This is a genomic window from Pseudomonas sp. 9AZ, assembly GCF_902506525.1.
In the GTDB taxonomy this organism is placed as follows: domain Bacteria; phylum Pseudomonadota; class Gammaproteobacteria; order Pseudomonadales; family Pseudomonadaceae; genus Aquipseudomonas; species Aquipseudomonas peli.
Genome location: NZ_LR733840.1, coordinates 397,961 through 411,389, shown reverse-complemented (window position 1 = coordinate 411,389; position 13,429 = coordinate 397,961). Strand labels below are relative to the sequence as shown.

The following is a 13,429-nucleotide window of genomic DNA, read 5'->3' as shown; positions in this document are numbered from 1 at the left end:
CCATGCGCGTTGCCGATTACATCTTCGAATTCATCGCCAACCAGGGCGTCGGGCATGTGTTCTTCCTGCCGGGTGGCGGGGCCATGCACCTCAACAACGCCTTGCTGCGTCAACCACGGCTGACTGCCGTGAGCATGCTCCATGAGCAGGGCGCCGCGATCGCCGCCGAAGGCTATGCGCGTACCAGCGGTAAATTCGGTACCTGCCTAGTCACTTCCGGCCCCGGCGCGACCAATGCCATAACCGGCCTGGCCGGTGCCTGGTTCGAGTCGACACCGGCACTGTTCGTTTCCGGACAGGTCAAGCGTGCCGACCTCAAGGGAGATAGCGGCCTGCGTCAGCTCGGCACCCAGGAGCTGGATATCGTCAGTGTGGTCACGCCACTGACCAAGTATGCGGTGTGCCTGCTCGATCCGCTGCGCGTGCGCTATGAGCTGGAGAAGGCGCTGCACTTGATGCTCAACGGGCGCAAGGGCCCGGTATGGCTCGATGTGCCGCTGGATGTGCAGGCTACCGAGATCGCGCCGGAGCAGTTGGTCGGCTTTACCCCTGAAGCGGATGAACAGTCGCCAGTGCCGGACGAAGCCGCCGTGCACCGACTGGTGCAACGCCTGCGTCAGGCCAAACGCCCTGTGCTGCTAGTGGGCAATGGCGTGCATGCTGCCGGCGGCGAAATCGCCATGCGCGAGCTGACCGAGACGCTGGGACTGCCGACGCTGACTACCTGGATCGGCGCGGATCTGCTCGAATACGAACACCCACTTTACGTCGGCCGCTGTGGCACTGTGGCGCAGCGTGGTGCCAATTTCAGCGTGCAGAACGCCGACCTGGTCTTAGCCATCGGTTGCCGCATGGATTTTTCCATTACCGGCTTCAATCGCAGCCACTTCGCGCGTCAGGCCGAGATCGTGGTGGTGGACATTGATCCGGCGGAAATCGCCAAACTGGGCAACATGCCTGACGAGCGCTTCGTCTGCGATGCGCGCGTGTTTATGCAGCAACTTCTTGCCGCCAACGGTTCGCAGGCGCTGGATTGCCAGAGCTGGCGCGAGCGCTGCCAGGCCTGGAAGGCCGCCTACCCGGTGGTGCTGCCCGAGTACCGCAAACCGAGCGACTACGTGAACACCTACGTGTTCAGCGAAACCCTGTCTGAGGCCATGGCCGAAGGCGATCAGATTATCCCCGGCAGTTCCGGTGCCGCATTGGACACCTTCTGGCTGTCGGTGCGCCTCAAGCGCGGTCAGCGCGCGGTGGCGACTGGTGGACTGGGCTCGATGGGCTATGGCCTGCCGGCCTCCATAGGCGGCTGCCTGGGCAGCGGCAGTAGACGCACCATCTCGGTGGATGGCGATGGCGGTTTCGTGATGAACATCCAAGAGCTGGAGGTGGTGCGCCGCCTGCGTCTGCCGATCAAATACTTCGTGCTCAACAACAACGGTTATGCCTCGATCCGCGCTTCGCAAGGTGGCTACTTCAAGCAGACCATCGGTTGCGACCCGGATTCTGGGCTGACCCTGCCGGACATTTCCGCTCTGGCTGCAGCCTTTGGCCTTCCGGTGCGTCGTATCGATGGCAAGGCCGACCTGCGTCAGGCCATTGATGAGGCACTGGCGCTGGAAGGCCCGGTACTGTGCGAGGTGATGGTCGAGTCCGACCAGGCCATCGGCCCGCGCATCACCTCGAAGATCGGCCAGAACGGCGCCATGGTTTCCAGCCCGCTGGAAGACCTCTTCCCCTTCTTGGAACGCGATGAGTTGCGCGCCAACATGCTGATTCCGTTGGTGGACGACTGAAGATGAGCGATTACCTGAGCCAATACGCCGACGCCGGTCTTTACACCATGCAGGGTCGCCTGGGCGCGCCAGAGGCGGGGCGCTTCCAGTCCTTCCCGCGTCAGGGCTGGCGCCTGGAAATCGCTCGCGCCGCCGAGATCGGCCTGCGCGGTATCGAATGGATCTATGACCTATTCGGCGAAGGCGCCAACCCGCTGGAAACGGCCGAAGGGCGTGAGGAGCTCCGTGGCTTGCTCGCTCAGCACGGGGTCGCCGTGGTGTCGATTTGCGCCGACTATTTCATGGACCGTCCGATGCTGCGTTGCAGCCAGGCCGAGAACGCCGAACTGCTCGATCGCTTGCACTGGCTGCTGGGCATCTGTCCGGAAATGGGCGTGGGCCGCGTGGTATTGCCTTTCGTCGACGCCTCGCGCATTCGCGATGAAAGCGAGCGTGATCAGGTGGTTACTAATCTGCACCAGGTGCTACCGCAGGCCGAGCGCCATGGCGTTGAACTGCACCTGGAAACCGACTTGGCGCCGCAGGCGTTTCGTGAGCTGCTCGACCTGCTTGATCACCCGCTGGTCAAGGTCAACTACGATGCCGGCAACAGCGCCTCGCTGGGTTATCGCCCGGCGGATGAATTCGCTGCCTATGGCGCGCGCGTCGGCAGCGTGCACATCAAGGATCGCCGCCTGGGTGCCACGACCGTACCGTTGGGGCAGGGCGATACCGACTTTCCCAGCTTGCGCGAGCAACTGATCCAGTACGACTACCGCGGCGACTTCGTACTGCAGGTCGCCCGTGGCGAGGCCGGTGACGAACCGCGCTGGCTCGCCGGCATGGCTGCACTCGCATCCGACTGGCTGCGCGGTACGGCCTTCAATGAGAGAAAGACATCGTGAAGATTCTGTTCTGTGGCCTGGGTGGTATCGGCCAGCGCCACTTGCGCAACCTGCGTCAACTGCTCGGTGATGAGCTGCAGGTGCATGCTTATAGAGTACGCGGCCAACGCATCAAACTGCGCGACAACCTGACAGTCGACGAAGGCGCCGACCTCGAACGCGACTATGCCATCGTCGTGCATCACGACCTGGCCGAGGCGCTGGCCGAAAAGCCGGCTGCCGCCTTCATCTGCAACCCTAATTCGCTGCATGTTCCGGTGGCGCTCGAGTGCGTGCGAGCGGGGGTGCCGGTGTTCATGGAAAAACCGCTGGCCAGCGATCTTGCCGGCATCGACCAGTTGCTGGCCGAGGTGGAGCAGCGCCGCCTGCCGTTCCATGTTGGCTACAACTTCCGCTTCCACCCCGGTTTACAGCGCCTCAAGGCGCTACTCGAGAGCGGTTTCTTCGGCCGTGTGCTGAGTGTGCGTTCGGAAATCGGCGAGTACCTGCCCAACTGGCACCGCTACGAGGACTACCGGCAAATGTACGCTGCGCGCGCCGATCAGGGCGGCGGTGTGGTTCTGTCGCAGATTCACGAAATGGACCTGATCTACTGGTTCTTCGGCCTGCCACGCAGCATCGTCACCCATGGCGGCCAGCTCAGTCACCTGGAAATCGACGTCGAAGACACCGCCTCGTCGCTGATGCGCTGTGACGGTGCCATGGGCAGCTTCCCCATCCTGCTGCATCAGGATTACCTGCAACGCCCGCCGGTGCGCTGCTTCAAGATCGTCGGCGACGCCGGCTACGCCGAGATCGACCTGCTGGCCAACCGCTTGCGGGTTTACGGCGCCGAGGGCGAGTTGAGCGAGGAAAACGACTTCCCCGGTTTCGTGCGCAACGACATGTTCCTGGCCCAAACTCGGCATTTTCTCGATTGCGTGAACGGCTCGGCTACGCCGCAGGTGAGCCTGCACGATGGCCTGCAGAGCCTGCGCCTGGCGTTGGCTGCTTTGCGCTCGCTGAAGGAGGGCAGGGAAGTGGCGCTGAGCGAGGTGAACGTGCATGGCTAGCGTAGAAAGCCTGTTCCGTCTGGACGGTCGCGTGGCCGTCATTACGGGTGGTGCCGGCCTGCTGGGGTACCAGCATGCCGCGACCATCGCCGGGCTTGGCGGCATCCCGGTGCTGCTGGATATCAATGACGAAGCCCTGGCCACTAACGCCGCCAGGCTGGCCGAAGAAACTGGCTGCCAGGCTCCGAGCTACGTGGTCGACATCACCGAGCTGCAGGCACTCGAGGCCGTTGGGCAGCAACTCTTGGCCGAGCATGGCCGGGTGGACATACTGATCAACAATGCCGCGCGCAATCCCAAGGTGGAGAGCGCCGGTGACAAGGACTTCTCCCGTCTGGAGCACTTTCCCTGGGAGCAATGGCAACTCGACCTCAACGTCGGGCTGGGTGGTGCATTTAACTGCGCCAAGGTCTTCGGTGCGCAGATGGCGCGGCAGGGGCGTGGGGTGATCGTCAATATCGCCTCCGACCTGGGCGTCATCGCGCCGGATCAACGGCTGTACCGGGTGGATGGGCGTGAGGCCGAGCAGCAGCCGGTCAAACCGGTGACTTACTCGGTGGTCAAGCATGGACTGATTGGTTTGACCAAGTACCTGGCCACCTACTGGTGCGAACAGGGCGTGCGTTGCAATGCGCTCTCGCCTGGTGGCGTCTACGCCGGGCAGAACGATGTATTCGTCAGCAAACTGACGCAACTGATCCCGCTGGGCCGCATGGCCGAGGCCGACGAGTACCGAGGCGCCATCGCCTTCCTCTGCTCCGATGCGTCCACCTACATGAACGGCGCCAATCTGGTGATGGATGGAGGACGTAGCACATGGTGAGTTGCGAGTTGATCGCCCGGCATTGCATTTGCTGTGGTGGCAATCAGCTGCAGCGTTCGCCAGCGGTGTTGATGCCCTTCGTCGCGCACCGGGTTTTTGGTCACGAGCCCGTGGAGATAACCGAGGAGTGGGGCTTGCGCGATTTACGACCGGGCATGGCCTATACCCTATGCAACTCTTTACAGTGCCAGCATTGCGGAGTGTTGTTTCTCGATTATCGCTTTACCGATGAGCAAATGGCGGCTCTATACCATGGCTATCGGGACGAGGCGTATACCCGCCAACGTGATCATTACGAGCCGGGTTATGCCGTTATTGCCAGCCACTATCATCAACGTGAGGCTTACATCGGTGATGTTGAGTCATGGCTGGCTCCGCACTTGCCCGAGCGCCCAATCGTGCTTGACTGGGGCGGCGGTAGTGGGTCGAACACGCCCTTTCTTCAGCAGAGCAACGCGTTATATGTTCACGATATTTCTTCGGTAGAGCTCATGCCGGGTGTTGAACGGATAAGCGCTTCGCAACTCGCTGCAGGGTGTTACGACTTGGTCGTCTGCAGTCAGGTACTGGAGCACGTACCGTTTCCATTGGCCTTGATCAAGCAGATTCTTCCCGCGTTGGATGAACAGACACTGGTTTATCTGGAAGTGCCGTATGAAGCTCTCATGCGTGGGCATCCAGGTAGCCTGGGCCTTGCCGCTCTCAAACGTCATTGGCATGAACATATCAATTTCTTCACCCCACAGGCTTTGCATTGCCTGCTCGAGAGTGCGGAATTGGTACTGGTCGATAGCCATTTGCTGACGGTGGAGCTGGGGTGGCGGCAAAGCCAGGTGATCGGTGTACTGGCGAGGCGCGCCTGAAATGCAAGAGTTAGCCTTTTCACCTGATTCGGCACAGATCCGTGCTGATCTGCAAAACATTCCTGAAACTCTCGGTCTGCACGAGGCGTTAGACGGTAAACACTTGCTGCTCACCGGCGCCACCGGGTTCTTTGGGCGGTGGTTATTGGCTCTCCTGGCGCAGCTCAATGGGCAGGGGATGCGGGTCGATGTCTCAGCGTTGTCGCGCAATCCGTCGCGCTTTCTCGCACTACAGCCGTATTTTCGTGACTTACCTTGGCTGCACTGGGAGCAGGGGGACGTGCGTGACCTGCAGATACCCATGCAAAGAGCGCCGGATATGATCTTGCATGCCGCAGCTGATACTTCCGCTGCGGCGCATGCACGCCCCTTGGAACTTTTCGATAGCATCATCGGCGGGGCACGGAGGGTGCTTGAGCTGGGGGCGCAAAGTGGCGTGGATCGCATTCTACTCATTGGTTCAGGCGCCCAGTACGGTGTCATGTCTGCTTCTCAGCTAGTGGGCGAGGACTATTCGGGGGCTTGTGAAAGCTCATGCGTCAGTAGTGCCTATGGCGAGGCCAAGCGTGCCCAGGAAGTACTGGGAGCGATTTATGCAAAGGATCATGGACTTGATGTAGTCATGGCACGTTGTTTCGCATTTTCTGGTCCGGGGCTGCCGCTCGATGGGCACTTTGCAATCGGCAATTTTGTCCGCGATGCATTGTGTGCCGATGCAATCGTTCTGAAGTCTGCTGGGCAGGCCGTGCGTAGCTACCTGCATGGAGCCGACTTGGCTTGCTGGCTATTGGTTCTATTGCTGCGCGGCCAGTCAGGGCAGGTCTATAACGTGGGTTCCGACCAGGCCATCAGCATCGCTGACCTGGCAAGGCGTGTGGTGGCCAGAATCGCGCCAGACAAGTCGATAAAGATTCTGGGCAATGCTGACACTTGCGGACGATCGTTCTACGTGCCTGATGTCAGTCGAGCACGTGGTCTGGGATTAGACGTGTGGACGTCGTTGGATGCGTCCATAGACAGCATGGCTGCATGGGCTCGAGCCCATGGTTATGGTGAATCGACCGTAGATTGATAAGCCTTGCCGGATGGCAGGGATATGAAGAGGTAAGCGTAATGGAGTGGGCAGGCATAGCAGGCGGACGGTGTCCTGGGGCGCCTTGGCGGATTGGCGTCGCTGGTAGCTCAGTGGGTGATCCACAGCGGATATCCCTGCTCAACGAAAAAGACTGGCAGAGGCTCAGTGAGCTATTGCCTTGGTCGCAATTGCGCGAATACGGCGATGCCAATGGTTTGTTGTTCGAGCCTTTGCAGGCCGTTGATACACAGGGCTTCGACGCTTTGTTACAGGTCGTGCTCACTCGTGAATCTGAACCGAAAGTCTGTTTCGAGTCGCCGCTACGTCGTTACCTGTTGTTGCTGGATGCCGGACAGCGCTGTGAAGCAGTTTATGAGCACCACTTTGCACGCATCTTCATGCCTGGCTGCAACCCCCTCAGCGACGAGCGCCAGATTTGTCTGAACCCGTCTATTGAGATGGCTGAGCAGCCCGCGTCGCGTCCATTCGCTACCGAACAGGTAGCCGTTTATGGCCGAGAGGGCATAGATGATGTCAGCAAAGCGCATTTCGCCTATTGCGAGGGCGCTGAGCGCGTCTCGGGCTGGCTGTCCGATTGTTGGCTGGATTGTTTGCGTAATGGCATGGTGCCTGTGCACGTGGCGGACTGGCCGGTGCCTGCCTGGATCCCGGAAAACAGCTATGTGGACGGCAGGCGCTTTCCTGATCGCGATACGCTTGAGTTGTTTCTCGACACCATGGCGCCTGAGGATTATCGGGCGATGGTGGAGGCGATGCGGCACTTTTGGGCGAGTTCGGATAGCTATCCATACTCCATTGACGCCTGGATCAATGCTCTGACGGCGGCTGTTGCCGCTGATGCGATTCAGGTCAGGGGAGGCACTCCATTGATCAGTGTCATCATCCCCTCATACAACTATGGACGTTTCGTTGGGCAGACCGTCGCTTCGGTTTTGTCTCAGGGCGTCCAGTCTCTAGAGGTTCTGGTACTGGATAACGCCTCCTTAGACGAGACATCCGAGGTGATGAAGTCTTTTGCGACTGATCCGCGAGTTCGCTTCATGCGCAACCGTCGGAATATTGGCCCGAGTCACAATGTACTCAATGGGATGCGTATTGCGACCGGGCAATTCATGACAGTACTCATGGCCGATGACATATTGCTCAGCGGTCATTTTCTTCGATTGTTGCCGTTGTTGCAGGAACACCCTGAGTCTGCGCTTGGCTATGCGCCTGTAAATTACATCGACGACCAGGCCGCACCATTGGCTTCGCCACGCCATCCGGGGCACCGGCTCACGGATTATGTGGGTGACCGAAACGAAGTCGCTGATTTATTGGTATACGACAACTACATCACGCCTTCTGCCACTATCATTAGGCGTCAGGCGTTGTTGTCAGGCTGGTCTTGGAATCCCAGGCTGAAGGGAGCCGGTGACTGGGATATGGCCGTACAGCTAGCGGAGCGTAACCCGGATTTCATATTCACTCATATTCCGGGTGTTGGGTATCGTGTCCACTCTGAACAACATTCCACGGAGTTTTATGCCTCCACCGCTCCACTCGAAGACCACATTCTCATTGTTGAGGGTGTATTCGAGCGCGGCGCCGAACGTCAGTTAAGCGGGCGAGAACTGGATGTCGCGGCGCATCTTCGCGGACGGCTTGGCCAGTACCCCAATGAAAAGCATTCGCCGTTGGGTGCGCGCGTGCAGTCTCTGTGTGTGCGGCTCGAAGCACTGGCCGCGCTTGGCGAGCGCGCTCTGTTCTCCATCATCCTCACCACCTACAACCGCCCGGATCTGCTCAAGGACGCTTTGGCCAGTGTGGGCTCCCAGACCCTGCGCGATTTTGAAGTCATCCTGATCAATGACAACGGCGAGCCGGTCGAGCACCTGCTGGCTGCCTATGACTTCCCAATCACCTACATCCGCCAGGGGCGCAACCAGGGCCTCTCAGCGGCGCGCAACGCGGGGCTGGCGCTGGCGCGTGGGCGTTACATCGTCTACCTCGACGACGACGACATCTACTTGCCCAATCACCTGGCGGTGCTGGCCGAAGCCTTTGAACAGTATCCGGGCAGTGTCATTTATACCGGCGTGGAGTACGTCAACGAGAAGCTGGAAAACGGGCAGCGGCTCGAGTTGGGCCGTGGTCAGCCGTTCAAGCATCAGGTGTTCGACCGCGACCGCTTGTTCGTGCAGAACTACATCCCGGTTAACACCTGGGCGCATCCACGGCAGATGCTGGCGACCGTAGGCGAGTTCGACACCGGCCTCGCCGCGTTCGAGGACTGGGACATGCTCTTGCGTCTGGCCACGCGCTACCCATTTGTTCATGTGCCGGTTGTGACCAGTGAAGTTCATACGCGTGAGCAGAGTCCTAGTGACGATCACATGCTGGGTCGGGAGCGGAAGAACTTCCCGGCGCTTTATCAACTGCTGTATCAGCGTTACCCCGGCTCGGACAGTGAGGTATTGACGCATGAACGTGGGGATATGCTGCAACGTCTGGGCGTATCGGTGGAAGTACGCTCCAAAATACCTACTCTGCAGCGTTGGCTGGCGGAGCGTATTCCGACCGAGACGGAAAATCGCCTGATTAATGAATACCTTCAGGATCAAAATGGCGGCCCGCTAATCGGCATCATCGTGCTTGATCTTGAAGGGCAATCGCCGCCTTTGATGCAAACCCTAAAGAGCCTGATCGGCGAGCGCTGCCTGTATGCCACTCTGAAGATCGTGGTACTGACCAGTAGCGCTGATGTACCGAAAACCTCTGCGGCGGATAAGTTGCACTTCGTTCGACTGAGCGATGAAACCCTGGCGTCTCAGATTAACCGCGTAGTGAATGAGAGCGATTTTGCCTGGTTCATGCTGGCCCACGCCGGCGATGAGTTCACCCCCAGTGGCCTGATGGTCGCCGGGCTCGAGCTGGCGGCAAACCCGGAGTGCCGTGCAATTTATGGTGACCAATTGCAGCGCTTGCCTGATGGCAGCCTGGGTGGCGCCTTTCTGCCAGGGTTCAACCTCGATCTACTGCTCAGTTTCCCGCTGGTCATGGCGCGTCATTGGCTGTATCGCCGAGATATGTTCCTCGCTGCCGGTGCCTTCGACGCCGAGTTTCCCGAGGCATTTGAGTTCGAGCTGTTGACCCGGCTCATCGAGCAGGAAGGGTTGGTTGGTCTCGGGCATGTCGATGAACCACTGCTGATCACGGATGCGCCTGCGCTGCAGGATAACCCGGATGAGCGGCGCGTTATTGAGCGTCATCTAGCTCAGCGTGGCTATCAGGCTCGGGTTGTTCCGGGGTTGCCTGCGCGTTATCGCATTGATTACGGCCATTCGAATACACCGCTGGTATCGATCATTATTGCGGTCGACACGTCCCTTGTCTGTCTACAGCGTTGCCTGGACAGTGTGCTCGAGAAAACCCGCTACGGGCATTACGAGATCCTGTTCGGCGCCCATCAAGCGATGGATGCGGATACTCAGGTGTGGCTGCAGGGTATTGCTGATCTGGCAGATGCCCGGCTCCGGGTTGTTGCAGCTGCGGATATTACCCAGGCCCAGCATCAGGCTGCCCTGGCAGCTCAAGGCGAGTACTTGCTGTTGTTGTCTGGTGAGGCGGTCGCGGTGAGTGACAGTTGGCTGGACGAGTTGCTCAATCATGCGCAGCGTCCTGAAGTCGGTGTCGTCGGCGGCAAACTGCTGAGCGGTGATGGGCGTATTGATCAAGCTGGCTTGCTGCTCGGGCTGCGCGGTCCTGCAGGTCGTGCTTTTGCCGGTGAGGCAATGGACAGCGCGGGTTACCTCCAGCGTCTGCAGGTCGATCAGAACTACAGCGCCGTCAGCGATGCCTGCCTGATGGTCCGCGCTGAGATCTATCATCAAGTCGGCGGGTTGGATACCACGCTGAGTGCCTACCGTGATGTCGATTTCTGCCTTCGGGTGCGTTCAGCGGGTTACCTGACCGTATGGGCTGCTCATGCGGTGTTAATGCATGACCATGTATACCAAGAGGCTGACGTGGCTGAGCAGGATGCTCTCTACGAGCGTCACCTGCCCGATATTGCACGTGATCCTGCTTACAACCGTAATCTGGCGCTAAGCGGGCGCGGTTTTGATTTAGAAGCTGACGCCGGTTTGACCTGGCGTCCACTAAGTTGGCGCCCACTGCCAGTGGTACTGGCGCATCCGGCGGACCCCTTTGGCTGCGGTAACTACCGTGTGATCAAACCGTTCTCGGCGCTTAAAGAGCACGGAATGGTTGATGGCATGATGTCTATTGGGCTGTTGCAGGTGCCGGATCTGGAACGTCTTGATCCTGACGTGATTGTGCTGCAACGACAAATAGGTGATGAGCGGCTGGATGCGATGCGGCGGATCAAAAAGTTCTCGCGCGCTTTCACCATTTATGAGTTGGACGATTACCTGCCCAACCTGCCACTCAAAAGCGTGCATCGTCCGCAGATGCCAAAAGACATACTTAAGTCGCTGCGCAAGGGGCTGAGCTTTGTTGACCGCTTCACGGTATCCACTGCGCCGTTGGCTGAGGCCTTTGCCGGCTTGCATGGGGACATTCGGGTGGTTGAGAACCGCTTGCCGGTGGATTGGTGGAGCGGCCTCTCATCCAAGCGGCAACGCGGCAGGAAACCTCGCGTTGGTTGGGCGGGTGGTGTCAGTCATACCGGTGATCTTGAACTGATCACTGACGTGGTCAAAGAGCTGGCAGGTGAAGTCGAATGGGTGTTTATGGGGATGTGCCCGGACCGAATTCGCCCTTATGTACAGGAGTTGCATGCCGGCGTTGCAATTGATCTGTACCCAGCCGCATTGGCCCGGCTGGATCTGGATCTGGCTTTGGCACCAGTCGAGCAGAACCTGTTCAACGAATGCAAAAGCAACCTGCGTCTTCTTGAGTACGGCGCGTGTGGTTTCCCGGTGGTTTGCAGTGACTTGGTGTGCTACCAGGGCGCATTGCCGGTAACTCGGGTGAAAAACCGTTTCAAGGATTGGGTCGACGCCATTCGTATGCACATCAGTGATCTGGAGGCGAGTGCCAGGATGGGCGATGAGCTACGTCGTCAGGTACAGGATGGCTGGATGCTGGATGGGGCAAATATTGAGGCGTGGAGAGCCTCATGGTTGCCCGATTGATGCCGACAACATGCTGTCGGTTTGTGTGATGCATTAATAAAGCTGTTTTGGTGTGTGAAAAAATTTGGTATTTGCCGTCGGGATGTCGGCAGATACCAAATTTTTCTCGGTGTTGCCACTTAAGTAATTGTTCTATCTGCGGAAAAAAAAATAGAACGAGTTGCTAAAGCTGTTCCTAAGGCCGCCGATATAAAGATCGAATGCGAACTTTATGGGGCGTCTGAGCAAAGCAGGCCCGAAGCTCGCAGGCTCAGACAAACTCAGTAGCACGGTCCTTTGGAGGCAAACACCATGGCCCTTACAGTCAACACAAACGTAGCGTCACTCAACACCCAGCGTAACCTCAACAGCTCATCCAAAGGCCTGGACACTTCGCTGCAGCGCCTGTCCACTGGCTTCCGCATCAACAGCGCCAAGGATGACGCCGCCGGCTTGCAGATTTCCAACCGTCTGACCAGCCAGATCAACGGTCTGAACGTTGCGACCCGTAACTCCAACGACGGCATCTCCCTGGCGCAAACCGCTGAAGGTGCACTGCAGCAGTCGACTGGCATTCTGCAACGTATTCGTGACTTGGCTCTGCAGTCGGCCAACGGTTCCAACGGTGCTACCGAACGTGCCGCTCTGCAAGGCGAAGTGTCGCAGTTGCAACAAGAACTGAACCGTATTTCTGAAACCACCAGCTTCGGTGGTCGCAAGATTCTTGATGGTTCTTTCGGTTCGCAAAGCTTCCAGGTGGGTGCAAACGCCTACGAAACAATCAGCGTTTCGATCGGTTCTGCAGCCACTGATCGTATCGGTATCAACCGCTTTACCACTGATGGTGCAGCCGCAGCTGCTACTGCGTCGGGTGCTGCGTTCAGCGCCACCTCGGGTAGTGCCTACGGTGATGCGTCCTTCAATATCAACTCCAAACTGTCCGACGGTGATGTAGCCATTGCTGGTACAGCCAGCGGCTCGGCGAGTGAAGTGGCTCGTGCCATCAACGCTAAGAGCGACGAAACCGGCGTAACTGCCAACGCTCGTACCGTTGCCACATTGGGTGGTATCACTGCTTCGGGTACTGTTTCCTTCGACCTGTCTGGCCTGACCAGTAAGTCGCTTGAAACTGACTCAGCTACTGTTTCTGCCGTTGTAAACGATCTGACCGACCTGTCTTCCCTGGCCGATGCGATCAACCGTGAAACCGGTAAAACGGGCATCTCGGCTGTTTCCAAAGGCAGCACCATCGAGCTGGTCAGCTCCCGTGGCGATGCGATCAGCATCAGCAACTACGCGGGTTCAGGCGGTGCGAGCCTGACGACTAAGAGTTTTGACGGTGAGACCGATGTAGGTACTGCAGCTACCATTGCTGTTGGTGGCGGCGCGCGGGCTGACGGTCAAGTTCAGCTTGAAGCAGCTGATGCCTTCAGTGTGAACGGTCTGAGTGGTGGTTTGGGCGCTGATGGTTTCAGTGAGCTGGATGCGGTCAACACCATCGACATCAGTACAGCGACGGGTGCTCAGGATGCGCTGGGTATCATCAACGGTGCGATCTCTAACATCGATAGCCAGCGTGCCCAGCTTGGTGCTGTTCAGAACCGTTTCGAGAACACCATCTCGAACCTGCAGAACATTTCTGAGAACTCCTCTGCAGCTCGCAGCCGGATTCGTGACACTGACTTCGCTGCTGAAACTTCGGAACTGACCAAAAATCAGATCCTGCAGCAGGCTGGTACTGCGATCTTGGCCCAGGCTAACCAGTTGCCACAGGCTGTGCTCAGCCTGCTCGGCTAAGGGT

At 58.7% G+C, this 13,429-nt stretch carries 8 protein-coding genes; all 8 read left to right on the top strand.

Translation table 11 applies throughout. The annotated features are described in order from the left end of the window. Window positions 1–2 precede the first annotated feature (2 nt). The 8 genes from ALTER154_RS02030 (at window position 3) to ALTER154_RS01995 (ending at window position 13,425) form a co-directional block, all read left to right on the top strand. On the top strand, window positions 3–1,793 hold the full coding sequence (locus ALTER154_RS02030) for a thiamine pyrophosphate-binding protein (RefSeq protein ID WP_160085052.1): 1,791 nt from the start codon (window positions 3–5) through the stop codon (window positions 1,791–1,793). Between the two features lie 2 nt (window positions 1,794–1,795). Then, window positions 1,796–2,677: a sugar phosphate isomerase/epimerase gene (locus tag ALTER154_RS02025; RefSeq protein WP_160085051.1), complete on the top strand. Its 882-nt coding sequence runs from the start codon at window positions 1,796–1,798 to the stop codon at window positions 2,675–2,677. Further along, window positions 2,674–3,729, top strand: a complete 1,056-nt coding sequence (locus tag ALTER154_RS02020) for a Gfo/Idh/MocA family protein (RefSeq protein WP_160085050.1) — start codon at window positions 2,674–2,676, stop codon at window positions 3,727–3,729. Before ALTER154_RS02025 ends, ALTER154_RS02020 begins: the two co-directional genes overlap by 4 nt. Next, window positions 3,722–4,552, top strand: a complete 831-nt coding sequence (locus ALTER154_RS02015; RefSeq protein WP_160085049.1) for an SDR family oxidoreductase — start codon at window positions 3,722–3,724, stop codon at window positions 4,550–4,552. Before ALTER154_RS02020 ends, ALTER154_RS02015 begins: the two co-directional genes overlap by 8 nt. Continuing rightward, window positions 4,546–5,415, top strand: coding sequence for a class I SAM-dependent methyltransferase (locus ALTER154_RS02010; protein ID WP_160085048.1), 870 nt, complete (start codon window positions 4,546–4,548; stop codon window positions 5,413–5,415). The genes ALTER154_RS02015 and ALTER154_RS02010 overlap by 7 nt, the downstream gene beginning before the upstream one ends. Before the next feature lies 1 nt (window position 5,416). Further along, window positions 5,417–6,487 carry an NAD(P)-dependent oxidoreductase gene (locus ALTER154_RS02005; RefSeq protein ID WP_160085047.1) on the top strand — a complete coding sequence of 357 codons (1,071 nt, stop codon included), beginning with the start codon at window positions 5,417–5,419 and terminating at the stop codon, window positions 6,485–6,487. A gap of 113 nt (window positions 6,488–6,600) precedes the next feature. Then, window positions 6,601–11,649 (top strand): glycosyltransferase, encoded by a 5,049-nt coding sequence (locus ALTER154_RS02000; protein ID WP_256665379.1) that lies wholly within the window; start codon window positions 6,601–6,603, stop codon window positions 11,647–11,649. A 291-nt stretch (window positions 11,650–11,940) separates the two neighbouring features. Next, window positions 11,941–13,425 (top strand): flagellin, encoded by a 1,485-nt coding sequence (locus tag ALTER154_RS01995; protein ID WP_160085045.1) that lies wholly within the window; start codon window positions 11,941–11,943, stop codon window positions 13,423–13,425. Window positions 13,426–13,429 lie beyond the last annotated feature (4 nt).

Bases quoted from the DNA above. Each gene is read 5' to 3' on its own strand.
- ALTER154_RS02030 (WP_160085052.1), top strand. From the start codon at position 3: ATGCGCGTTGCCGATTACATCTTCGAATTCATCGCCAACCAGGGCGTC.
- ALTER154_RS02025 (WP_160085051.1), top strand. From the start codon at position 1,796: ATGAGCGATTACCTGAGCCAATACGCCGACGCCGGTCTTTACACCATG.
- ALTER154_RS02015 (WP_160085049.1), top strand. From the start codon at position 3,722: ATGGCTAGCGTAGAAAGCCTGTTCCGTCTGGACGGTCGCGTGGCCGTC.
- ALTER154_RS02010 (WP_160085048.1), top strand. From the start codon at position 4,546: ATGGTGAGTTGCGAGTTGATCGCCCGGCATTGCATTTGCTGTGGTGGC.
- ALTER154_RS02005 (WP_160085047.1), top strand. From the start codon at position 5,417: ATGCAAGAGTTAGCCTTTTCACCTGATTCGGCACAGATCCGTGCTGAT.
- ALTER154_RS01995 (WP_160085045.1), top strand. From the start codon at position 11,941: ATGGCCCTTACAGTCAACACAAACGTAGCGTCACTCAACACCCAGCGT.